The 26,028-nt window shown below is 31.4% G+C and carries 19 protein-coding genes; 10 read left to right on the top strand and 9 right to left on the bottom strand.

The genetic code is table 11. The features are described 5' to 3' along the window. Positions 1-360 precede the first annotated feature (360 nt). Together OIF36_05630 and OIF36_05625 are read right to left on the bottom strand one after the other, a co-directional pair. Positions 361-1,635, bottom strand: coding sequence for a hypothetical protein (locus OIF36_05630; protein ID MCV6599933.1), 1,275 nt, complete (start codon positions 1,633-1,635; stop codon positions 361-363). A 16-nt stretch (positions 1,636-1,651) separates the two neighbouring features. Continuing rightward, on the bottom strand, positions 1,652-8,539 hold the full coding sequence (locus OIF36_05625) for a hypothetical protein (protein MCV6599932.1): 6,888 nt from the start codon (positions 8,537-8,539) through the stop codon (positions 1,652-1,654). A 135-nt stretch (positions 8,540-8,674) separates the two neighbouring features. Here OIF36_05625 and OIF36_05620 point away from each other — a divergent pair, with 135 nt between their 5' ends. The 8 genes from OIF36_05620 to OIF36_05585 all read left to right on the top strand — a co-directional run bounded on the left by OIF36_05620 (position 8,675) and on the right by OIF36_05585 (position 16,422). After that, the gene (locus OIF36_05620; protein MCV6599931.1) at positions 8,675-10,000 is read left to right on the top strand and encodes a V-type ATP synthase subunit B; all 1,326 of its coding nucleotides are present in this window, start codon (positions 8,675-8,677) and stop codon (positions 9,998-10,000) included. Between the two features lie 10 nt (positions 10,001-10,010). After that, a complete protein-coding gene (locus OIF36_05615) occupies positions 10,011-10,211 on the top strand; it encodes a hypothetical protein (protein MCV6599930.1) in 201 nt (66 codons plus the stop codon). A 213-nt stretch (positions 10,212-10,424) separates the two neighbouring features. Continuing rightward, a complete protein-coding gene (locus tag OIF36_05610; protein MCV6599929.1) occupies positions 10,425-11,033 on the top strand; it encodes a V-type ATP synthase subunit D in 609 nt (202 codons plus the stop codon). Then, complete coding sequence (locus OIF36_05605) at positions 11,033-12,844, top strand: hypothetical protein (protein MCV6599928.1); 1,812 nt, start codon at positions 11,033-11,035, stop codon at positions 12,842-12,844. Before OIF36_05610 ends, OIF36_05605 begins: the two co-directional genes overlap by 1 nt. Next, positions 12,829-13,287 carry an ATP synthase subunit C gene (locus tag OIF36_05600; GenBank protein MCV6599927.1) on the top strand — a complete coding sequence of 153 codons (459 nt, stop codon included), beginning with the start codon at positions 12,829-12,831 and terminating at the stop codon, positions 13,285-13,287. Before OIF36_05605 ends, OIF36_05600 begins: the two co-directional genes overlap by 16 nt. Before the next feature lie 12 nt (positions 13,288-13,299). Next, the gene (locus OIF36_05595; protein MCV6599926.1) at positions 13,300-13,941 is read left to right on the top strand and encodes a hypothetical protein; all 642 of its coding nucleotides are present in this window, start codon (positions 13,300-13,302) and stop codon (positions 13,939-13,941) included. Between the two features lie 47 nt (positions 13,942-13,988). Further along, positions 13,989-14,666, top strand: a complete 678-nt coding sequence (locus OIF36_05590) for a DUF2764 domain-containing protein (GenBank protein ID MCV6599925.1) — start codon at positions 13,989-13,991, stop codon at positions 14,664-14,666. Further along, entirely contained in the window at positions 14,656-16,422 is a 1,767-nt protein-coding gene (locus OIF36_05585; protein ID MCV6599924.1) for a V-type ATP synthase subunit A, read from the top strand. The genes OIF36_05590 and OIF36_05585 overlap by 11 nt, the downstream gene beginning before the upstream one ends. Here the strand turns inward: OIF36_05585 and OIF36_05580 are convergent. The 3 genes from OIF36_05580 to OIF36_05570 are packed head-to-tail and all read right to left on the bottom strand — an operon-like array spanning position 16,414 to position 18,535. Beyond that, on the bottom strand, positions 16,414-16,824 hold the full coding sequence (locus OIF36_05580; GenBank protein ID MCV6599923.1) for a lytic transglycosylase domain-containing protein: 411 nt from the start codon (positions 16,822-16,824) through the stop codon (positions 16,414-16,416). The genes OIF36_05585 and OIF36_05580 overlap by 9 nt on opposite strands. Before the next feature lie 3 nt (positions 16,825-16,827). Further along, positions 16,828-17,610 (bottom strand): hypothetical protein, encoded by a 783-nt coding sequence (locus tag OIF36_05575; GenBank protein MCV6599922.1) that lies wholly within the window; start codon positions 17,608-17,610, stop codon positions 16,828-16,830. After that, the gene (locus tag OIF36_05570; GenBank protein ID MCV6599921.1) at positions 17,594-18,535 is read right to left on the bottom strand and encodes a thioredoxin fold domain-containing protein; all 942 of its coding nucleotides are present in this window, start codon (positions 18,533-18,535) and stop codon (positions 17,594-17,596) included. Before OIF36_05570 ends, OIF36_05575 begins: the two co-directional genes overlap by 17 nt. A 132-nt stretch (positions 18,536-18,667) precedes the next feature. On the opposite strand from OIF36_05570, the gene OIF36_05565 reads away from it, so the two are divergent. Further along, complete coding sequence (locus OIF36_05565; GenBank protein ID MCV6599920.1) at positions 18,668-20,062, top strand: U32 family peptidase C-terminal domain-containing protein; 1,395 nt, start codon at positions 18,668-18,670, stop codon at positions 20,060-20,062. A 3-nt stretch (positions 20,063-20,065) separates the two neighbouring features. Beyond that, positions 20,066-21,085, top strand: coding sequence for an ABC transporter permease (locus OIF36_05560; GenBank protein ID MCV6599919.1), 1,020 nt, complete (start codon positions 20,066-20,068; stop codon positions 21,083-21,085). 2 nt (positions 21,086-21,087) lie between these two features. On the opposite strand, the gene OIF36_05555 is transcribed toward OIF36_05560, so the two are convergent. The 4 genes from OIF36_05555 to OIF36_05540 all read right to left on the bottom strand — a co-directional run bounded on the left by OIF36_05555 (position 21,088) and on the right by OIF36_05540 (position 25,990). Further along, a complete protein-coding gene (locus tag OIF36_05555; GenBank protein MCV6599918.1) occupies positions 21,088-21,696 on the bottom strand; it encodes a hypothetical protein in 609 nt (202 codons plus the stop codon). Between the two features lie 29 nt (positions 21,697-21,725). Further along, on the bottom strand, positions 21,726-22,001 hold the full coding sequence (locus OIF36_05550; GenBank protein ID MCV6599917.1) for a hypothetical protein: 276 nt from the start codon (positions 21,999-22,001) through the stop codon (positions 21,726-21,728). 658 nt (positions 22,002-22,659) lie between these two features. Then, positions 22,660-25,053 carry a phenylalanine--tRNA ligase subunit beta gene (pheT, locus tag OIF36_05545; protein ID MCV6599916.1) on the bottom strand — a complete coding sequence of 798 codons (2,394 nt, stop codon included), beginning with the start codon at positions 25,051-25,053 and terminating at the stop codon, positions 22,660-22,662. A 4-nt stretch (positions 25,054-25,057) separates the two neighbouring features. Next, positions 25,058-25,990, bottom strand: coding sequence for an alpha/beta fold hydrolase (locus OIF36_05540; GenBank protein MCV6599915.1), 933 nt, complete (start codon positions 25,988-25,990; stop codon positions 25,058-25,060). Positions 25,991-26,028: the final 38 nt, after the last annotated feature.

Below are 26,028 nucleotides of genomic sequence, written 5' to 3'. Positions count from 1 at the left end.
GTTTCGTCTTGTGAATTCTTTAACTTTATGCTCATTATTCGTTCCTTTCCTTCGTTAAATTCATCTTCTTATATTTAACGAAAACTGTCCACGAATTATTTAACATCTACAAGAATGACAATATAATAATATAGCATGGTTAAAAGATTTTTCGACTCCTTATAGTCGCTCAAAATGACAATATCATTTCCCCAGTCGGTCATTCTGATGAGCAGAGCGAAGAAGAATCTCTTTGTGCTACTGGATGTAAATTAAGATTACACAAGCATGAAAAGATTCTTCACTTTGTTCAGAATAACTAGAAAAAAATAAGAATAATAGAACTAATTTAAATCAATTATAATCAAGGTTACTTTATCATTAATCTTTTATTATATTTATATTGATAACATAAAAAACATTATGAATATCCTCATCGCTATAATCATCATTAGTACTTACATATATTATCTCAATGTTTTCAGCCTCAGCTATAGTATTATATGTAAATGTTTTATCACCATAATTAGGAATATTAACATCTGATAATGCTCCACCAGCTCCATTTATAATTAAGCAATCCTCAGAACCCTCATATGTTGGGACTTGCAACCCATGATATGTTTTCCCCATAGGCATTTGTAATAAGCTTAAATTCTCTAAATTCAATTTTATGTTGTTTTTATTTGTTGTATTTATATTATATACATTAACAACATTATACGAATACCCTCCAGCAAAATAAGAGGAGTGTATTATATTTTGATACTTAACTGGCAAATTACTATAATAAATATTATGTGTGCTATAATTGCCATTATTAATAACATGCTCTTCTGTAACTTTAACCAAGTCAATAGCACTCAAATATATATCCCTCACTAAAGAATAGCCATTGTAATCAAATGTTAATGTTAACTTTCTGTTTTCATAAACTTCACTAGCATTGATTTTAATTCTTCTATTTGCTCCCGAGTTACAACCATCGCTACCATCCGCACATACAAAAGCAATATTTGTATCAGCTACATTACTATGGCTTGCAACCACACCATCTTTAGATAGATCTATTTCAATAAAAACATCTGTATTCTTATAAAAAGAAATACTTCCTCCATGAGCAATACTTAAACCACTATCTTCATCTTTTAAATCTACTGACAATTTATAAACATTATCATTATTTATAACACTACCCTCAGAGATATAATCACTATCTAACCAAATAGTAAAGGCTTTTGCAGCTCCATTTATATAGCCTGTATCATCACTTGTAGCTCCACAATTATTATTTACAAAAACAGTGTTAAAATTACTTTTAAGTAAAGTGCTTGTATTGCTAAAATCTTGAGAGCTATTCATAACTCCAGACAAACAAAAATAATTACCATTAAGTGTTGACCCATAAGACCAAGCTGTGTTTATAGGTGCGGCAGGAACATTTATAAAATTAGTCCAGTTAGCTTCTTTTAGATCACTATCATTATTATTTATTTTATAAGCATGATAATCAGCAACTAAATCAACAAATCCCGATTCAATAATTTCTTCAGTTTCAACACTATGTACAATATCAGGATTGATTTCAAAAACTCCAAATAAAGACAGGACTACAAATAAGGCTATAGCCATCATTGTTATTATTAAATTAGCCATTAATTTCTCCTTTTCATTAATGATATATTACTTTCAAAGTTGGAGTTGGAGTAACTTTCAAATCATTCCAAATACCAGAGTCCCATCCCTCTAAATTAGTAACTGTTAAACTTCCACTTCCAGAGTTATTATACTCTAATTTTGTATTTAAATCCTCAAACTTTCCATTCTCATTTGCAAAATATACTTTATGATTATTAGAAGACTCTAACTCTACAAAAGCAAATTTACCTGCCATTAGATCATCTGAGACACCATCTCCTTTGGCAATCCTTGTTATATTAGGATTATTAACTGTTTCTAACGATTTGTCAATACTGTTTTTTTCTCCATTTACCCATATAGCAAAATTACCGCCACTAACTCTAACTTCTACATCATAATAATTTACTCCATTTAAAGAGTATGTTGAAGATGTTTCCACATAATTGCTACTATCTCCTATATAAGCTTTAAACTTACCGCTTATACCATTGTACCCCAACCAAGCACCCTTTACAACCCCACTTGAGGACGAAATTGAAGCAACAATGGTCTCATAGGTTTTATTATTAATTGAATTAAATTTACCTGTAGCTCTCATTTTAATTATTGAACTTTGATCAAATAACGGCAAAGATATATAATCATCAGAACCATCAAAATCTAAATAAACTCCTTCGCCAGCATGTATATCAAAAACATTATCACTAGTGCAGATTTTACGAGATTCACCTTTTAAATATTCACATAAATCATACGGGTTATTTATGTATGTATTTGTAGTCCTGCCTATAAGCCCTCCGATATTACTGTTACCAACAGGCTTTATACTCCAATAAGAATAGCTATTTGTTACACTATTTCTATTAGAGGTCTTGGCTGTAGAAGAACCTATTACTCCTGCTACATTCTTTGTACCTGATACTTTTGCTTTAGAATATGAGTTATAAACATGGCTTCCATTTTTTAAAGAGCCTATTAATCCTCCTATACTAACTGAACCGCTCACAATTCCAAAAGAATAGCTGTCATATATTTTAGAATTAGCATAAGCTCTACCAATTAAAGATCCCACCTTATTTCCATTTCCTTTTATAGTTCCTGAAGAAAAACTTTTTTCTATTATCGAACCTTTAAGGTTACCAACTAAGGATCCAACATTATTTAATGCTGTAATATTTGCATTAACTAAAGCAATATTCTTTACAGTAGAATTAAGAACATATCCAAACAATCCTTGATTAGAATAAGAATTGTTCATGTATAGATTATTTATTTTATTGCCCTCACCATCAAAAACACTATTTTTGAATCTTACATTACTAGAAAAACCAAATGCAAACCAACCATCTGCACTAGTACCATCTGGAGAACCGTCCCCATCCCAGTCTTCTAAAGCAGGATTAACATTAAAGTTAATATCCGCTTTTAACTTATATGATACATTTTCTAATGAAGCCTTATTTTGATAATTACTTAAACATAAAAATTGTTTTTTTGCTAAGTCAGAATCTCCTAAGCTACCTCCAATTAAATAATATCCATCAGCATCTCTTTCTAAATTAGATACGGGATTTAAAGCATCACAAAACCATGTGCCAGATATAACAGATTTTATATCCCCGGCTACTTCCCACTCTAATTTAGGAGTTAAATCTGATAAATTTTCCCAAACACCATCACTCCAACCACTTTTAATCTTACCATATTCATATGTTAACTCTGCAACAGGGCAACTAGTAGGAGTATATTCATCTACATACTCACATTTATCTGAATTATTATTTAAAAGAATATTATCTGAACTTCCAACTAAACCACCTATTCTAGAACTACCTTTTGGAGCAGTACTCCAATAAGCATAACTATTGGTTATAGTTGCTTGACTACTTGAGGATGCCACAGAGCCACCTAACAAGCCGCCCACTATAGAGCCCCCACTTACTATTGATAAGGAATAGCTATCAATAATTTTACTATTGTTTGAAATCTTACCAACAAGTCCTCCTATATAACTTCCTGTTGAAGAGATATTTGTTACAGAATAACTATTTAAAACACTTACTCCAGAGTTAACATTACCTATTAACCCTCCTGTGTTATTACCTCTTGCAGATATTGATCCTTTAACTAAAACTCCACTAACAGAAGAAGTACTTTTAGTTATATGACCCGCAAGAGCTCCTATATTAGTTCTCCCTTTAATATTAACATTAGAAAGACCTAAATCTTTAATTATTGCTCCAGATACAAGACCAAATAAACCCTTGTTATCACCTGTACTAGATATATATAAATTTTTTATATAATGACCTTGTCCATCAAAGGCTCCAACAAAACGATTACTACTATTATAACCAATAGGACTCCATCCATTAGTAGAAGACCCGTCAGGAGAATCATCTCCATTCCAGTCTTCTTCAGATGGATTTTCTTTAAAATCAATATTTGCTGTTAATTTATAGTTTGATGACAACACATTATAGTTTTGATTATTTGATAAACATACTAATTGTTTTTTTGCTAATGCAGCATTACCCTTTATACCACCTATCATATAGTATCCAGAATCTATATCTATATTAGACAAAGGATCAGCAGAATTACAAGACCAAGCATATCCTGAAGATATATCCCCATCCTCCTGCCACTCAAGTTTAGGAACCTCCTCGAACAAGTCTTCCCAAATATTATCATCCCAAGCATCTTTTATAGAGTAAGGATTATAGGTAATATCACAATCTTTATCAACTCCAACAGAGCAATAATTATATTTATCAAACACTCTGTCTCCTATAGCTGTTAAACTAGTATTTACAGCATATGATTTCTTTATAATCAAACTACCACTACTACTATAAAGACCACCAACAAGAGCTCCATTTTTATAACCACTTCCAACAACATCTCCTATAGCATAACTGTTTTCTAATGTATTACTATCGGCAAAACCTCCGATTAAACCACCAACATTACTAGATGATCCAACAACCTTACCTTTTGCATATGTATTTTTAACTGTACTTCCCCTAATTGGTCCAATTAAGCCACCAACATTATATGCACCCAAGACATTACCAACAGCATAGCTAGAGTTAATAGTTGCTCCGTTAGCATAACCTATCAACCCTCCAACATAATTTTTGCCTGGAGCTAAAACAATACTTTCTGAATAAGAATCGCTAATAGTTGACCCATTGGCATAACCTATTAAGCCTCCAGCATAATGATTGACAGTACTAACCTGCCCTTTAGAGTAACATCCACTAACAGTAGAATTATTAGATATTCCTCCTATTAACCCTCCTGTATGATAGTTTTTATTATTCTTAACACTACCTTCAGCATAACAATCGCTAGCAGAAGAATCATTTGATAAAGAACCTGCCATTCCCCCTATATATGAACCATTACCAATAACATTACCAGTTGCATATATATTTTCTAGATTTGATTTAAAAGCTCTACCTACGGCTCCTCCCACATAGTTATTATTACCAGTTACATTACCTGTAGCATAACTGTTTTTGAAATTTACTGTATTATAAGCATAGCCAACCAAACCACCAACATAATAAATTTTTCCTTCGATATCACCTGTAGCATGGCAGTTCTCTATACTAGACGAGTTGGAGTAACCTATTATTCCTCCAACATAATTATTAACTGAAGCTACATTCCCTGAGCTATTACTATTTAATATTTTAGAAGAAGCATAAGATCCTCCTGAAATGCCTCCTGCAAAACCATGACTCGCGGTTGGATTAGCAGAGAAAACATTAACCGATGAGCTACAACCATCCACTGTTGTATTTCTCAAATATCCAGTTATTCCACCTCCCCAATTATATTTACCTGCAATACTTCCTATAGCAAGCAAATCACCTGAAGATTTATTATTGCTCAGAGTAGAATTAAAAGATGAGCCCACAATACCACCTATAAATTGAGAATCAGCATCCTCATTGGAATAAATATATACATCTGAGTTACTTGATGATATTTTTGCATTAGAGTCCATTGTTCCAATGATACCACCTGAAGATCCTCTTGATTTTATATGACCGTCAGTTTTAACATTATTAACATTTGCAGAATATAATCTTCCACTCAAAATACCTATAGAATCTTTACCTCTAATATATGCATTAACAATATTTAAGTTTTTAACTTCTCCTGGACCAACGATATCTCCAAATAAACCTTGATAATTCTTTGAATCTCTATTTATATATAAGTTAGTAATAGAGTGATTTCCTCCTTCAAACTTTCCTTTAAATAGATTTGAAGAATCATCCGCATAGTTACCTAATGGAATAAATCCTTCAGTATTAAGACCATCAATGACTCTATCACCGTCCCAATCTTCATTATTAGAACTAAGAGTAACCGTTATATTTTGTAAGAATGGATGCTTTTCATCTTTTATAGAGCTTATATTGTTATTTATATCCTGATATTTTTTAGAAATACTAAAATCATTGTCAAAAGTTATATCTGCTGTTAACTTGTAATTAGAATTAAGAACTTCTGAATTTTGATTTTGAGATAAGCACAAAAGATGTTCTTTTGCTCTGGCTGATGAGCCCATAGAGCCCCCTATTAAATAATATTCATCTATCCCTACAATCTCCTTTTCCATTCCTCCTAAAGGGTTAGAAGGATTACATCCCCAAGAAAATACTGAATTCACATCTCCTTTAACTTCCCACTCTAACTTAGGAGTCTCATTAGATAAATCCTCCCAAATATCATCGCTCCAATTTGCTTTTATAGAGCTTTGCATATAAGCTATATTAGCTTTAGTACATTTTGTTGGGGTAGATTCACTTACATACTCACATATATTATTTGCATTATTTATTACAGCAGGAGATACACCTATTAAACCGCCATTTGCTTTTGAAGAATTAACACTATAAGCATTGGGAGCGACCTCCCAATAAGCATAACTATTATTTATCTCAGAGTTAGTTGCATTCATACCACCTGCTAAACCTCCAGCTCGAGCAGGACCATCAACACTATAACTTAAAACTTTACCTGTAGCATAACTATTGTTAATTATAAGCCCCCCTAAATTATCATCGCCATATAGTCCACCAGCAGATGATATGCTTTTAGAAGTATATGCTCCGACATGAGCTTTTGAATAGCAATTATCTATTGTTAAATTATTCTGAGTATTCCATCCTGATATACCACCAACCATTGCATAATTATTTAAAGCATATCCATAAACGCTACCCAGTGAATAACTGTTTGATAAACTAGTAGCAAATCCTCCGACTAAACCGCCAACAAAAGCATGAGTATTTGCTTTAGCAAAGACATCTCCGTTAGCAGATGCTTGACTTAAAGTACTCCCATTCAGCAAATTACCTATTACCTCTCCCACATAAGCAGAAGCATTTGAGTTTACAACTACATCAGCATGGACATGTACATTAGAAATTTTTGAAGAAGCATCAACATGCCCTATTAACCCACCCGCATAGTTAGAGATTTTTCCAACTAAATTACCAGACACATAGCAATTAGATATTGTTGCACCATCTGCCTCACCAGACAAAAGCCCTATTTGATCACCAGAGCTTTCTATATAAGAATCTAAAACCTGTAAATCATAAACTTTAAAATTTGTATGTGTAGCTCCAAACAAACCTTGAAATCCCGCTGTTCTTTTTGAGTAAATATTTTTAATATAATGATTGTTTCCATCAAACTCTCCAGAGAACTGTTTGCTTCCATTAGAAAAATCTCCTAGAGGCATCCAACCTTCTGTATTTATATCATCGATAGCCCCATCGCCATTCCAATCTTCTCCATTGCTGGTAACTGTTGAGCTTATAGATTTAATAAATGGGTAGCTTTCTGTTTGATTTATATTCTCTACTGCTTGAACATTTTGATATGTTTTTGTTAAATTATGTTTTATATCAAAGTCTATATCTGACATCAATCTATATTTAGCATTTAAGACTTCTGGAGTTTGATTTTGAGAAAGACATAAAAGCTGGAGTTTTGCATCAACTTTATAACCTTGAGTTCCTCCTATAAGATAAAAGTCTCCACTTTTATCAAAATTAGCAAGAGGATCCAAAGCATCACATTGAAAGGCTGCTATAGATTTTAAATGAATTATTTTTCTTACTTTACCTTTAGAGTTTTCAAAATCTAATATTAAATCCCTATCCATAAACAAAGATGTAGATTTAACTCTAAGCCTTCTCTTTAATCCATTATTACATCCCTTAGAATTATCTAAACATATAAAATCAGCTTCAAAATCACTAACTGGCTCAACTGTAGATTTAACACTAGAATCTGATATTTCTATATCTATTAAAAAATCATATCCCTTATGAAGAATAAGATTATCATGAAGCTTAATTTCTTTTCCTGTCTCCACTTCTATCATTTTAACTTGGAAGTCATACACATTGCTATTCTCTATATCAGACCCTTCAGAAATAAAAGTACTATCCACCCAAACAGTATAAGCTTTTGCATCTCCTAACATAAAGTTTTTATTATTAGAGGTTTCTCCACAAGTATTGCTAACTACCACAGAGTTAAAACTATCCTCTAATATTTTTATTGTATCTTCATAGAAATATCTATCTTTTATTTCTCCTGACAAACAGAAATACATACCCTCTGGTTTAGAACCATATGACCAACTCATGTTAGCAGGAGTTCTTGGCACTTCTATAAAACTGCTCCAATTGTTAACAGGTAAAGACTCTTTTCTTCTAACCTTATAAACATGATAATCTGACACTAATTGATTTATACCTGATTTAACTAAGTACTCATTTTCTCTAACACTAACACTTCTGGAGTCAACATACATAACTCCAGACACAGACAACACAACAAATAAAACAATTCCTAAAATTGTAATAATTAGATTAGACATAGCTTCCTCTGTTAATTATAATAATCTTAAAATACTTTATAGCAAATATAATTATATTATGTCTAGTGTTTTTTTATATTGCATTTCAATTAAAAAATATATTATAAATATAATTATAAAAATAGGAGCTTTACAATGAGTAAAAAAATAATAAGACATACTGACATAATATCAATAGTAGGAGATATATTAAAAGTTCGTGCAACAAATGTTGCTAATGGAGAGCTTGCTATTGTTGAAAAAGACAATGGAGAAGAAAGTCTGGCTAGAGTTATTGAACTATATGAAGATGTTGTTTCTCTACAAGTGTTTTCTGGTGGAACAGGGTTATCAACAAGTTCAAGTGTTAAATTTTTAGGAAAATTAGTTAACACAATTTATTCTAATAACATTTTGGGAAGAGTTTTTAATGGTTCTGGTGAAACAATGGACAACGGCCCTAGTTTAAAGAAAGAGCCTACAATTGATACAGATGGTCCTACTGTAAACCCTATGATGAGAATTATGCCTAAAAAAATGATAAGGACAGATGTTCCAATGATTGATGTTTTCAATACACTAGTTGAAAGTCAAAAAATTCCAATTTTCTCTATTGCTGGGGAACCTTACAATAAGCTATTAGCTAGAATTGGAATACAAACAGATGCAGACATTGTTGTATTTGCAGGACTTGGCTTAATATTTGACGATTATCACTTCTTCAAAAAAACTTTTGAAGATGCAGGTGTTTCTTCTAGAACTATTATGTATGTTAATCAAGCATCTGACCCAATTGTTGAAAGACTATTAATTCCAGACATGGCTTTAGCTGTAGCAGAAAAGTTTGCCGTTGAACAAGATAAAAAAGTACTTGTTTTGATGACTGATATGACTGCTTATGCTGATGCTCTAAAAGAAGTCGGCATTGCTATGGAACACATTCCTTCAAACCGAGGATATACTGGAGATTTATATTCTCAGCTTGCAAGAAGATATGAAAAAGCTTGCGATTATAAGGGTGCTGGCTCTGTAACAATTATATCAGTTACAACAATGCCAGGAGATGATGTTACTCACCCTGTCCCAGACAACACAGGTTACATAACAGAAGGACAATTCTATTTACATAATGGCATGATTGATCCATTTGGATCTCTATCAAGATTGAAGCAAAATGTTATTGGAAAAGCAACAAGGGAAGATCATTCTCAAGTTATGAATACAATGATTAGACTTTATGCTGAATCTGTAGAGGCTAAAAAGAAACAAGCGATGGCATTTGAACTTTCGGACTTTGATGAAAAATGCATCAAGTTTGGAGAAGATTTTAAAAACAAATTTATGGATGTTAATGTGGCTATGTCACTAGAAAAATCTTTAGACAAAGGGTGGGAATTAATGGCTCAACACTTTAACCAAGAAGAGTTATTAATGAAAGAAAGCTTAATCAACAAATACTATCCTAAAACGGAAATTAAATAAGGAGATAAAAATGAAACATATATTTTTAATATTAATCTGCATACTTACTTACAACACAGCAAGTGCTTGCAATAACCACGGAGCTCATAATCGTAGTTACTACAGAATAGAAACAAAGAGCTATAATCATAAACAAGAAGAATTACTTGACGACAATCTTACATCTTATGAAGAAGACTTAGAAGAGAGCTCTTTTTCTCAGGATATATAATAAACTAAAATAAGATTAGAACAAAAGAAAGGATCAAGCATTATCAATTATTTTTACCTTCATAATCTTTAGATTTTAAGGTAAGTTATATTTTAATATACAAGATTTTTTGATTTAAAACTTTTTTAGATTGAGAAACTAACCCCTTCTTGTATATGTTAATACTAGAATGGGGCGAGTTTCTCAAAAATAAAAAAGGAATTAAATTACAAAATGGCTAAAGTTGCTCTAAATAAATCATCCCTAACAAAGCAGAAAACTGCTTTGAAAGGTTATAAGCAATTTTTACCATCTCTTGAGCTTAAGCAACAACAGTTAAAAGGCATAGAAGCCAGAGCTAAAAAAGAGTTAAAATTAAAAGAAATAGAATTTCAAAAAAGCTATAGAGAAATAGAAGAAACTCTTCCGATGATAGCTAATGAAGACATCTACCTTGAAGGGTTAATTAAAATTTCAAGTCTTGATTTAGAAGAAGAAAACTTATTAGGACTAAAATTACCTAAAATAAAATCTATATTTTTTGAAACTAAGAAATACTCTTTTTATAATACAATTCATTGGATTGATTCTTACATACATTTCATGAAAAAATATTTATTGCTTTATAAAGAAATTGAAAATTTAAAAGATAGATTAGATGTTATTTCAAAAGCTGTACTTAAGGTTACTCAAAGAGTAAACCTATTTGAAAAAGTTTTAATCCCTGATGCTCAAACTAATATTAAGAAAATAAAAATTGCAATTTCAGATGATGAAAGAGCCGCCGTTGTTCGCTCTAAGATAGCAAAAGCAATGCATGAAAAAGAAAGAGAGGAATCATAATGTCAATAGTTCCTCTTAAGAAAATTACTCTCTGTGGTTTCTCTGAAGAAGCAGAAAAAATTACAAACAAGCTACAAAACTTAGGCATAATACATGTTATTAATCAGAATCATCAGTCTAGCACTGAAGAAGCTCCTTTTGTATCAAAAATAAATGAAAACTTTAAAGATTTGCAATACCTTGCAAATGCAAGAGATAAATTACATATGCTAAAAGAAGATGAAAACTTTAACCCCGAAGAGTTGATAGCAGAAATATCTAGCATGAGAGCAAAAACTGAGGAGCTTTTAGAAGAATTAGAAATAGTAGAAAAGAAAATAGAAAGCATTGAACCATGGGGAGACTTTGAATTCATCCCTAAAGAAGAAATCGAAAATCACAAATTTTGGTTTTATGAAATCCCTATATACAATTTAAGAAAGATGCCAAAAAATTGCATTTATTTTATTGCTTCAAAGCAAAATGCTAATGCTTATACTATAGTGCTATCTGAAGAAGAGCCAGATGACATACCTGGCAAAAATATTCAATTTGGACACCGATCCCTAAAAGATTTAGAAAACGAAAGAGATTATATAAATGAACAAATTGATGAAATAAGAACTCGAAGAATTATACTGACTAAATATAGATACTTGTTAGCAGAAAGCTTAAATGACATAAACAATGAAGCTCTTAGATTTGAGATTGAGAGTTACTCTCAAGATGATGGAGAATTATTTATCTTAAAAGGCTATATTAATAATAGTGATGTAAAGCTAATAAAAAACATATCTTATGAAAATGCTATTGCATGTTATATTGAAGACATAAAAGAAAATGAAAAAGCTCCTACTCTTTTGAGGAATAAAGAAGCCTTGTCTGGAGGAGAAGAGCTTGTAAAATTTTACTCTGTTCCTGCTTATGGAACTCTAGATCCATCTAATGCTTTATTCTTCTTTTTTGCTCTATTCTTTGCAATGATTATGTCTGATTTTGGTTATGCTTGTGTCCTTGGATTAATTTTAGCTTTATCAAATGGCAAGCTAAAAAAATCTAAATCAGGACGAAGAGTAAGATCTTTAAGCTGGTTTACTGTTATTATCTCTATGATATGGGGAGCTCTAATAGGGAGCTATTTCGGAGCAGAACCAACAGGTAATAACATAATAGCTGATTTAGCTAGAAAATTTAAAACTGTAGATATTAATAATATAAATGCCATGATGAAAGTCTCTATTTATATTGGTGTTGTCCATGTATGTATAGCAAATTTAATCAGAGCATGGAGACATAGAAAATCACTATTTGCTTTAAGTCGTCTAGGTTGGGCTTTTGTAACAATATCAGGAATTATGTATATCCCCATGATTATGATGGGAGAGAAAATTAATAATATATTTGGGACAATAGCACCAAACCTTTTAACAGGAGGCTTAATAATGGTATTTTTATTCTCTAGCGAATCAAAAAATATATTTAAAAGAATCATCGATGGATTATTAGGTCTTACAAAGATATCTACAGCTTTTGGAGATGTATTAAGCTATTTAAGAATATTTGCTCTGGGATTGGCCAGTGCATCATTAGGAATAACATTCAATCAACTTTCAATTCAAGTGATTGATGCTATGCCGACTCTAGGTTATGTAATGGCTTTCATTATATTAATCTTAGGTCATGCAATAAACTTTGGGCTAGGAATTATGAGTGGAGTTGTTCATGGACTTCGCCTTAATGTAATAGAATTTTTCAACTGGAGCATTTCGGATGAAGGTTATCCGTTTAATGCATTTAAAAAAATGGAGGTCAAAAAATGGATCAAATTATAACAGGATTAGGATGGTTAGGAATTTACTCTGCTATCGGATTAGGAGCTATCGGATCAGCAATTGCCTGTACAAAAGCAGGGCAAGCAGCATGCGGAGCAATGATGGAGGCAGAAAATGGATATGGTAAATTTGTTGGGGTTGCAGCTATGCCATCTTCTCAAACAATTTACGGTATTGTAATTATGCTACAATTGATGGCAAAAGGTGTAGATACAAATAATGCAATTGCCTTATTTGTAGTAGGGTTGTTTGCAGGGATTGCTCTTTTCATTACTTCAATAAAACAAGGTGAGTGTTGTGCCTCTGCAATAAATGCAGCAAAAAACAAACCAGAAATTTTTGGTATTTCAATTGCTCCAGCAGCAATAGTTGAAGGTTTCTCTGTATTTGCTTTTGTATTTGCATTAGTTTTAATAGGAAACATTCCAGCTGTTTTAAATTAAGAGGGAAATAAAATGGTAACTAAGAATAAAAAACAGACTAAATCAGATATACCTCGTGAAGCAGGTGTTAATGAATTTATCAAGAGGCTTCGCAAAAAAGGTATTGATGAAGGTAAATACAAGGCAAATGAAATTATAAAAAAAGCTGAAGAAAAGGCAAAAGAAATAGTTAAAAATGCTGAAGCTGAAGCTAAAAAAATATTATCTAAATCTGAGAAAAAAGCAAATAAGATTGAAAAATCCGCTAAAGAATCTATAAAATCTGCTTTTAGAGATTCTGCTCTTGAGCTTAGAAGTGCTCTTGAAGAATCTTTTATCCAACAATTAGAAAAGCAAACAAAAGAAGCCTTGTCAGACAAAAAGCTTATTAAAGAGATGATTATAAAAATAGTGGAGAATGCATCTAAACAAACAGAAATTCTTTTATTAGATCCTGTAAAAGATGAAGAAAAAGTGAAGTTATCTCTTTACGGCATAACAAAAACTATGTTGAAAGAAGGAGTCGAATTAAAGTATTTCTGTTCACCCGATAAAACTGGCATAGTTGTGAAAGAAACAAAAAAAGGTATAGAAATAGACTTATCTGACGAAGCAATTTCTGACTTATTATTAGATAACTTATTACCTATATATAGAGAAATAATTGAAGATTAAATATTTTTACTTAAAATAATTTTAAGAAAAATTAAAAGGAAATAGATATGAAAAAAAAGAAGGATTATTATCAAATTGTTACATCTCTTCCCCTATTACAAGGGAAGATAAACTCTGATTTTTCTCACATGTCTAGATTGAACTTTAATAAACATATAAAAGACTTAAGCCGAGAAGATTTCAAAATGGTGCAAGACCTAGAGAACTTTGTTATTTGGGAAAAACACTCTATGGATAGTGAAACAGACAAAGCTTTTAAAAACAAATCTTTAGATCTATTACAAAAGTATGACAATCAAACCTTTGCAAAAATAATCACCGCAACAATAGAAAAAAGATTTTTACTGGGATTAATAAGGAAAAGAATTAATGGGCAAAAAGAGCCTCCTAAAAATGAAGATTTATGGAGATTATCAAAATATAAGTTTAAAATACAAAACAACTGGAATAAAACTGATTTTGGAATAAAACACTTAAGTAAAGAATTAGCAGGATTTGATTATTTAATGCAAGAGCACTCTGCTTTAGAACTTGAAAAACAAATATTAAAATTAATGTGGAAATTCTGTGATAAGATTTCACAAGATCATTATTTTGATATTGATTTCATATTAATATATGCAATAAGAAGAAACATAATTGAGAGATGGAAAATTGCAAGCGACTCTCAAGATATAAGAGATAAATTTAACAAACTAGCAATGGAGGCAATTCATGGCAAATAAAAAAACAGCTAAAGTTATAAGAATACAAGAAAACATCTTAAAAATAAAAATTGAGAATCAAGACATAATGAAAAACGAAGTTGTATTCGTTAAGCTTGGAGAAAATAAATTAAAAGCAGAGGTTTTAAGAGTAAAAGGTAAAACTGCAGACATTCAAGTTTATGAAGATACTAAAGGTGTAAAAATTGGCGATGATATTGAATTATCTCGTGAGATGCTTTCTGTTACTCTAGGGCCAGGACTTTTAGGTCAGGTATTTGATGGGCTACAAAACCCTCTAGAAATATTAGCAAACAAACACGGATTCTTTTTACCAAGAGGAGACTATGTAGAACCTTTAAATCCAAATAAGAAATGGAGTTTTAAAAGCTCTGTTGAAAAAGGAGCTAAGCTAAAAGCTGGTGATGTTATAGGAACAGTTAAAGAAATTAACATTGATCACAAAATAATGATACCATTTTCAGAGAACGTTGAAGTAGAAATTATCTCTATAAAAAACGGATCATTCAAACTTGATGAACCTATAGCTAAGATAAAAGATTCTTCTGGGAATAAAAGAGATTTAACTCTTGCACAAAATTGGCCTATTAGAAAGCCAATTCCTCAGAAAATGTTAAGAAACAAAACAGTAAAAAGACTATACCCTTCAGAGTTATTGACAACTACAACAAGAGTTATTGATACATTCTTCCCTATAGCAAAAGGAGGAACCGCTTGCATACCGGGACCATTTGGAGCAGGTAAAACTGTTTTACAATCTCTATTATCAAGATATGCCTCTGTTGACATAGTTATAGTTGTAGCTTGTGGAGAAAGAGCTGGTGAAGTAGTAGAAACAATCACAGAATTTCCTGAAATGGTTGACCCTAAAACAGGAGGAAGTTTAATGGATAGAACAATAATAATTTGTAACACTTCTTCTATGCCTGTTGCTTCTCGTGAGTCATCTATTTATACAGGAATGACAATAGGTGAGTACTATCGTCAAATGGGATTAGATGTACTTCTAATTGCTGATTCAACTTCTAGGTGGGCTCAAGCTTTAAGAGAAACATCAGGAAGACTCGAAGAAATTCCTGGAGAAGAAGCCTTTCCTGCATATCTTGATTCATCTATAAAAGGAGTTTATGAAAGAGCCGGAGTTATAGAAGGTAATGCTGGCACAGGTTCCTTAACAATGGTTGGAACAGTTTCTCCTGCTGGAGGAAACTTTGAAGAACCAGTAACTCAATCTACACTAGGAACAGTTAAAACATTTCTAGGGCTTTCTTACGACAGAGCTTACAAGAGATTTTATCCTGCAATTGATCCTCTAATTTCTTGGTCAAGGTATAGAGAACAATTACACGATTACTTTGAAAACAATCTTGAAAAAGGTTGGAACAAAAAAGTAAATGAGCTTGAAGAATCTTTAGAAAAATCTGCTAGAGTTTATGAAATGATGCAAGTAACTGGTGAAGAAGGAGTATCTCTAGAAGATTTCATAATCTTGCAAAAAGGAACAATTTTAGATATGGCTTACTTACAACAGGATGCTTTTGATGATGTTGATGTCTCTGTTCCAATAGAGAGACAAAAAGAAATGCTAAATCTTATCTATGATATTTACAAGCATGATTTTAACTTAGAAACAAAAGAGGAAGTAAGAAAAGTGTTTACTAAGTTAACATCTTTATTTAAGAATCTTAATTATTCAAGCTCTTCTTCTAAGAACTATAATGCACATATAAAAGAAATAAGAGAAATACTATCTTAATAAATTATTTGCTTTCATAATATTTAGTATTCTTTTGGCATATTTTATGCCGTGTTTAGGAGTTCTAGAATGATAATAGGATATGCCTTTTAGCATAGAGCCGTTTGCTTCATTTATCTTTTTTTTCAATATCCAAGATGCAACATTTATATTTGCACAAGTATCATTAACCAATACATATGCGGCTTCAGTTTCTGTTATTCCCCAGTGTTTTGCAAGCTCAGGCAACCATAAAGTATTTATCTGCATTAAGCCTAAATCATACGATCCATTTGAGTTCTTGCTTAGTTGTCCAGTCTTTCCACCTTCTGCTTCCATAATTGCATATATAGCTGATGACGGAATGTTATAGGCAGCTGCTGAAGAAATAATACAACTCATTATTAATTGAGATGCTACCATTTATTAAGCCTCTTTTATTTTATTTTCTAAGAAGATTTTCACATCTTTACTCATGTTCATAATTATGCTAGTTCTGCTATAGAAAGCATCAAGAGCTTTTTCCACAGAATCTCTTGTCTCAACTAAATGTCTATGAATAAAGTCTTCTCTTTTATCTAAAGGTACTGACAAAACCGCATCAATTTCACTATAGTAACAAACACTAAATAACTCTGTTAAATTTTTTATTACATCTAAATATAAATGATTAAAATAGCTTTCTTCTAACTTATCTTTTTCAACATCTAAAAAAATATCATTTGCATATTTAATTATCTGAGTTTTCACCCCAGATATTATTCTCTCTTCTTCTAAAGCAAAATTAAATCTGTTTACAACATTAACAATATCAGACATAACCTCAAAAACTTTGTCCTTAAATTCATTCTCATTATTATATTGAACAACTTGTACATCCCCATCAAGTGACACATTTGATAAATCAACATCATCAGAAAGTAAACTTTGATTATGACTATAATTAGCCGCCACTATCTTACTTATATTAGATATAGCTTTAAGCTTTTTATCATAATAATTATCTAAGTTGTTTTCCTGTATATACTTTTTCGAAAGCCCCAGAGTATTCTCAACTAGTTTAGCTAATAGTATAGCTTCAACATCACAAGTTTCTTTTGTATTTGCAATACCTGTTTTTTTAGATATAGCGAATATTAAAGGAAATAAAACATCATTAAATGTTATTATTTTTGTTAAAGGTATATTAGATTTATTTTCCAAGATCATATATAAAGTCCTCTATATTATCAGGTTGCCCATATACAAATTTAACTTCACCACTAACATTTTTGTAAAACAAACTTGGAGTTCCTCTTAAGTTCCACTTATCGAATGTTTCTACATTTCTTTTTAGCTTGCTGATTGCGGCATCTGTTGTATCAACAGTTAATAAAGAGTTATCCTGTGTTTCATTATATTTTTTCCAAGCATCACTAGGATTTTTCGTAGAGAACAACCCTAAAGCACTTATAACTGATTGCTCTGATAAAATCCCTACTGGAATATACCTTACTCTTATTCTTCCTGCATTTATATATGAATCTAACTTACTGTATAAAGCTTTACAATGCCCGCACAAAAGATCAGAGAAGAAATAAACTATAGGAGCATTAACATCACCCTGCTCTATGTAATATGTGTTTTCAAGAGATGCCCAAATCTCACTCTTTATAACAGAACTCTTTTTCTCCTCTTTAGATTGAATTTGTTGTAATAATTCTTGATTTTTTTGTTTAAAGCTTTCTATTTCTGACGATATAGAATCTTTCACCATTTTTTGAGAAAAGATATACATTGTCTCTCCGATTTTTGGAAAGAATTTTTTTATATTTTCAAGATTAGAGTTGTCTCCATTTTCATCATAAACACTACCAATTATTAAGCCCTTACCGTCCAAAGTTGTAGAAAATAATTGCACTGTATTCCCTTTTACAGAAAGCCAGTTATCCACACTATTTTTCTCTCCTAAATAAATAAACTTTAATCCCTGCTCTATAAAACTTTTTAGAACTCTTACATCCTCTGGATTTGGAGCTGTCTCAAAAAATGTATTATATTCTAAATCAGCAAAAGAAAATCCTTTTTTCTCTTGAGCAAATGAACTATTAATTGAGATTAAAACCGCTAAGATAAAAACTGTAATTTTTTTCATAAAAAACCCTTTCTTATTCAATGGTCAGATTGTTGCATAAAAAAAATCTAAAAGCAAATAATTAATTGAACTTTTGCAATAATCATGCTATACCTATTTTCACAAGAAAACTAATTTAGATAAGGAAGAACAATGAACTCAGAATTGTTAATGCCTGCGGGCTCTTTACAAAGATTGAAAACTGCCATTTTATACGGAGCAGATGCTGTTTACTTAGGCACTCCAGATATGTCTCTTAGAGCACACTCTAAAATGCCCCTTGAAGATGTAATCGAAGGAGTAAAATATGCTCATTCAAAGGGAAAAAGAGTTTACTTAACTCTAAACCTTTTTGCGACTAACTCTGATGTGAAAAAGCTACCTATTTTCATAGAAACAATAAGAACCGTTAAACCTGATGGTGTTATTATTGCAGATCCTGCGATATTCCAATATGTAAAAGATAATGCTCCAGAGCTAGAGCTACATGTTTCAACTCAAGCAAATATAAACTCTTGGATGGGAGTTAAATTTTGGGAGAATCAAGGAGCATCGTTATGTGTTATGGCGAGAGAAACTCCATTTAAAGATATAAAAGTGGTTAAAGAAAAGCTTCCGAATATGAAAATTGAATGTTTTGTTCATGGAGCAATGTGCATGTCTTACTCTGGAAGATGCTTGCTATCAAATTTCTTAGCAAGTCGTCCTGCAAACAAAGGAATGTGTGCTCATACTTGTCGATGGGAGTACAAACTTCACATGAAGTTAAAAGATGGTTCTATTAAGCCGATAGATATAACAGAAGAAAACAAAGATCTTTTTGAATTCTTAATGGAAGAAGAAAAAAGACCTGGTGATTTCATCCCAATAGAAGAATCTGAAAAAGGAGCATACATTATGTTCTCTAAAGATTTATGCTTGATGCCAGTTTTAAATCAGTATTTAGAAGCAGGAATTGATTCTCTAAAAATTGAAGGGCGAAACAAGTCAGAGTACTATGCGGGAATAGTAGCTAGAACATATAGAAAAGCCATAGATGCTTGGGAGAAAGACCCTGAAAACTGGGATTACACAAAATACATGGATGAGCTATATACTCTACAAACAAGAGGATATACTTTAGGGTTCCATAATGGCAGAGTTTATGATAGTGCTCAGCAATATGAAACAAGCAGATCTTTAGGCAATTATCAGTATGCTATGTATATTGTAAAATGGGATGGTGATGATGCAATTGTAAAAGTTAAAAATGCAATTCGTGCTGGCGATGAAGTAGAGTTTCTTGCTCCAGATGGAGACAATATAGTGATTAAGATGAACTCTTTTGTCGATAGCGAAACAGGTGTTGCTTCAATGAAGGCTGATCCTTGTGTAGATAAATTCCTACGAATAAATAAAAATGAATTTGGAGACATAGATAACATATCTGAAAAGCTTCCTGAACTAACAATAGCTAGAAAACAAACTAACTATATAGCAGAAAGTGATTTACCTTATATTGCTTCAAACAAAGAAAGCTTTGAGAGCGAGATAAACAGAGAAAGTTAAGGTATGAATGAATTAAATAAAAGAAGATGGAAACTTTTAAAATCTCATAAGAGAGGTTTCTATTCTTCTATTATTTTCTTATTCATTTTTGTTATATGTCTTTTTGCAGAAGTTATCGCAAATGATAAGCCCATAATTATCTACTATCAAAACAACTTCTACTTTCCAATTCATAACTCCTATAACGAAACTACTTTTGGAGGAGATTTTGAACTTGAAGCAGATTATAAAGATCAGTATATACTCGATAACATTAATAATAATGGCTGGATGATAACTCCTATCATACCTTACTCTTATGATACAATAAATTATGATTTATCTGCACCGGCACCAACACCTCCAGACACAAAGCATTGGCTAGGGACTGATGATCAAGGCAGAGATGTTCTAGCTAGATTAATATACGGATTTAGAATATCTATTTTATTTGGCTTAGTTTTAACAATACTATCCTCAATAATAGGTATATTTTCTGGAGCTATTCAAGGCTACTTTGGCGGGCTAACAGATTTAATATTCCAAAGATTCATAGAGATGTGGTCTGGCATGCCTGTTTTATATTTATTGATAATAATGTCTAGCTTAATTACTCCTAGTTTCTGGAGTTTATTATTACTCATGTTATTATTCTCTTGGATGAAACTTGTAGGAGTTGTTAGAGCAGAATTTCTAAGATGTAGAGAGCTGGACTATGTTAAAGCTGCTCGTGTAATTGGAGCAAGCAACTTTACTATAATGTTTAAGCATATATTACCAAATGCTTTAATATCAGCGATGTCATTTATGCCATTTATATTTGTTGGCTCAATAACTACATTAACAAGCTTAGATTTTTTAGGATTTGGATTACCAGTTGGTAGTGCTTCGTTAGGAGAAATGTTACAACAAGGTAAAAATAATTTACATGCTCCATGGTTAGGAATTTCTGCATTCCTATCTTTAGCAATCATACTTTCATTAATAACTTTTTCTGCTGAAGCAATTAGAGATGCTTATAATCCTCGCAAAACTTTAAATTAACATTACGAATTTTTTGGCTGATTAGCTTTATTTTGTTCTTTTTTACTAGATTTCAATTTCTCTCTCTTATTAAACTTATCTATAAGAGTATTTTGATTAATCTTATCTCCAGATTCATCATTAAGCTTAACTGCTTTATTTATTCTATCATTTAACAATCTACTAACAAGTACTCTTTGCTCTTTTTTGCAAGAGTTTTTAATAGTAACTAAAACCTCATTATTTTTATCTAACGAAAGATCCATACCTCTTGAAATAAAGAAATCTGTTAATTTACCTAAAACTTTTTTGTCAACCTTGCTATTGCCGTCATTAGCACAATAATTAACAATACCTATTGCTAACATACTGTTCTTGCCATTAGAGAAAACTTTTTTATCTGGGAAAGCCTCTTCTAATCCTGAGAAAATATTAATTAAGGATTTTTCTCTTTTTATTGACTCTTGATTATTTCTAACACTACTTAGCTCTTTATCAAATAAATCTTTAAATCTTTTAGGAGGGCAGTAGCTCTCTAAACATTTGATTACATCATCATTAGAGTCATCAATTAGAGATAGTTTCCCTTCACAAGTTAAAGCTATCATCAACTCTAATAAACATCTAGACACACCTATAGGGTCTTTATCATAAACATTATTTAAGTCTGCTTATCTATAAGATCTAAAGCAAAGCCTTTGTTTCTACCGTTATCAAACTTAGCTCCTCCAGCAATGGTAAATTCTAAAACTTTAGCAACATGCTTTGGATGCAATTCTAACAATTTAAAAGCAAAACCTAAATTTTTACTATCTCTGAAAGAGATACCTATATGCTTTATTTCTGATTTAGCAACAGAAACATCTTTTTTATCTAAATATTTTTTAAACGATTTTTTTAGTTCTTTAAGAATAAAACCATCTAACTTATCTGGCATATAGCCCTCCTTTTTATGCGAAAGATATACATGAATAATACCATAAAAAAACAAGCTTTTCAATCAAATATTTAATATAATAAATTTTAATTATTAACTTTGCTAATTATCTTAATATTTTTTCTTTTTTGCTCTTAGAAACCCATCGTCACCAGCTATATAAACTCTCCTTTTCTCAATTTGCTTCCGCTCTTCCCGCCCCGTCATTACTTATCCCCACATTCTGAACGGACACATTTATGTGGTAGTGAAAAATCTCATTGTGCTACTGGATGTAAATTAATATTCCACAGGCATGAAAAGATTTTTCGACTCCTTATAGTCGCTCAAAATGACGATATCATTTCCCCAGCCTGTCATTCTGAACGGACACATTTATGTGGCAGTGAAGAATCTCTTTGTGTTACTGGATATTAATTAACATTACACAAGCATGAAAAGATTCTTCTTCGCTCCGCTCATCAGAATGACAACAAAAAGTAAAAAATAGATTTTAAGGTTATTTTAGGTGAATTATTTTTGAGCGAAAAATATTAGCAAGAATTGAAATATATCAAATAAATAGATTTTAAAAAATTTTAGATTATGAAAAAGCCCCCGTATAGTACATAGTAGTACTTGAGGGGGCTTTTTTGTAAAAATAAAATTTAATTAAAATCTATTTTCTTAGTTGACCTTGTGTTTGCTTTGTAACATTAATCACAATTGCACTAGATATTAAATCCAAATCTTTATCTGTTAGAGTTTTCTCTTTAGGTTGAATTTTAACTTTAATAGCTAAAGATTTTTTATTATCTCCTAAGTTATCACCTTCGTAAACATCAAATATCTCTACATCTTCGATTAACTTATCTGCTTTTTTCACTGATTGTATTAATTTTTCTGCAGGAATATCCCTATCTAATATGAAAGCAAAATCTCTAAATGTAGCCTGCAAGTTAGACATATCTAATTTAGACTTAGCAGTACCTTTCTTTTTCTTAGCAGCAGGAATATTATCTAGTAAAAGCTCAAAAGCAACCACTCTTTGTTTTATACCAAAAGCTTCTAAAACTTTAGGATGAATTTCTCCAAAGTAAGCTATTGGGAATTTACCTAATGCAAGTGTTCCGCTTCTTCCTGGGTGATAGTATTCTAGAGCACCATTTCTCAATTGACCAGTTGGAGCTCCTATGTTTTTCATTAGCTCTAATAAAGTTTCTTTAATATCGAAAACATCTACTTCTCTGTTATCTTCTAACCAATGTTTATTATGAGTAAGCCCAGAAATAAGACCAGCAATTTCATTTGTTTGTTCTTCATTCTCTTTTCTGAATACAGAACCAATTTCAAACATTCTTAAATTAGAAGACCCTCTAGCAGAGTTAGCTGCTACAGAACTTAATAAATTAACTAAATTATTTGGTCTTAGCACACCATGTTCTGAAGATAGAGGGTTAACAATTTTATCAGAATCTTTAACACCACCGAATAAATTTGCTAATTTATCACTAACAAAAGTAAATGTAACTGCTTCTGATAGACCTAGAGAAGCAAGAACTCTTCTAGCTGTTATTTCTTTTTGCTTTTTATCACTAACTTTTGCAGATGTAACACCTTCTTCTCTTGGAAGAGGAATTGACGGTATATTTGCATAACCATAGATTCTCAGAACTTCTTCAACAAAGTCTGCATCACCAGCATCTCCAATATCGTTTCTCCATGTAGGAACAGTTATTTCAAATTGATTTCCATTTTCTTTTACTCCAAACTCTAGATTTTCTAGAATTTCTTTTTGCCTTTCTTTAGAAATATCAATACCACCTAAAGTTTTACAAGACTCTGTAGAGTAATTTATAACTTTTGGTTCTACATCTATATTACCTGCAACAAAAATTTCAGAAGCCTCACCACCGCAAATATCTAAAATCATGTTTGTAGCATAATCCATACCCTCTTTAGCAAAACCTTTATCCAGTTCTCTTTCAAATCTATATCTTGCATCTGATTGGATGCCTGTATTTCTACCTGCATAAGCAATAGAATCTGCATCGAAGAAAGCTAACTCAACATAAACATTTTGAGTATTTTTATCTACAGCAGTATCCTTACCACCCATCACACCCGCAATAGATTGAGGACCTTTATCATCAGCGATAACAATCATATTAGAATCTAATTCATATTCATTATCATCAAGACCTAGCATTTTTTCTCCATCTTTTGCACGACGAACGACTAAGTTCCCTGTGATTTTATCTGCATCAAAAACATGAAGAGGACGACACACATCAAAACATGAGTAATTAGTAACATCAACTAAGCTTGATATTGTTTTAACTCCTACTGATCTTAAAGATTTAAGCATATCTTCTGGAGATTTAACATTTTTAACACCTTTTATATATCTCCCAACAAACAGAGAACAATCTTTCTCATTTTCTATAGTAACAGATATTGGGTTTTCTAATGTTGCATTCACTTCTTTTATCTTTAATGGTTTTAGAGTTCCGAATCCTGCGGCAGCAAATTCTCTTGCCATACCACGAACACCACAACAATCTCCGCGATTAGGAGTAATTTCCACATCAATAACAGCATCATCTAGATTAAACCTTTCCACGAAAGACTGACCCGCAACAAAATCATTGCCTTTTAGCTCAATAATACCCTCATGATTATCTGATAAACATAGTTCTTTCTCTGAACACATCATCCCATTTGACTCAACTCCACGAATTTTAACTTGAGACAAAGTAAAATCAATACCAGGAACATAAACTCCTGAGCCAGCGAAAACTCCCCACATTCCAGCTTTTACATTTGGAGCACCACAAACAACTTGCAGATTTTCTTCTGAACCGTTATTAACTGATAACACATTCAAATGATCAGAATCTGGATGAGACTCACATGTTTCAACTTTCGCTATAACAAAATCTTTAAGAAAATCACCCTGATTTTCTATCTCTTCAACTTCTAATCCTATAATTGTATTTAGAGCTTCTGCTAACTCTTCTGGAGTTGCAGTAGTATCTAAATGCTTTTTTAACCAACTTATACTAAATTTCATTCTATTATCCTTTCAAAAATTCCATTATTTCTTTATTAACCTTTTTAAGACTCTCTGGTCTATAAATATTATGTCCTAAAACCGGTAATATAACTAACTTTGACTTTTTCATCATCTGATTTAAGTCCCAAGCTCCCTTAAGAGGGCATGTTAAGTCCAATCTGTTATGTATAATCAAACACTTCTTATTTGATATAGATTTTATATTTTCTAAAATTTGATTCTCTTTTATAAAATATTTATTCTTCATAAAATGCAGAAACACTTTAGTGTTATTTACTCTATTTAAGTTAACTTCATCATCAATTTTCACATCTAATTTACCTATTGTATATTCGTATTTACCAAAGTTATTCATAGCATTTACTATATCAGTTTCTTTTTTAGAAGTAATTAAATCTAAGTAATATTTTGCAAGACTTTTATTTTTAGGTTTATCCTTTAGCATTTTTTCTGCGGCATCAGGATACATATTAGCTGTATGTTCAAAAGCCCACTTATCCGCGAATTTATTTGCTAAAAATATATTACTCAATATAATTTTATCTATCATTTTAGGGAACTTTTCACAAAACAACAAAGCTAAAGTCGAGCCCCAAGAGCCACCAACTATAATAAGCTTTTTAACTTTTAATAAATCAACAATTCTTTTAGCATCAGAAATAATTTTTTCTGTAGTGTTATTTTCTAATTTCCCTAAAGGTTCAGATCTTCCACATCCTCTTTGGTCAAATACAATTACATTATATTTCTTTAAATCAAAACTTTTCGCATGCCTTGGTTTACTAGATCCTCCTGGACCCCCATGGAATGTTAATATAGTCTTACCTTCTGCATTACCATATCTTGCCCAATATACTCTATGACCATCTTCTTCTGAAAGATAACCTTCTTCTATTGGTTTTATCTCTTTCTTAAATATGCTTAATATTCTCATATTATATTTTCCTTTTTAATTAATCAGAAGTTACTCCT

This window comes from Alphaproteobacteria bacterium (assembly GCA_025800285.1).
Taxonomy (GTDB): domain Bacteria; phylum Pseudomonadota; class Alphaproteobacteria; order JAOXRX01; family JAOXRX01; genus JAOXRX01.
The sequence above is the reverse complement of the archived record's forward strand: the minus strand, read 5'-3'. Positions and strand labels throughout refer to the sequence as shown.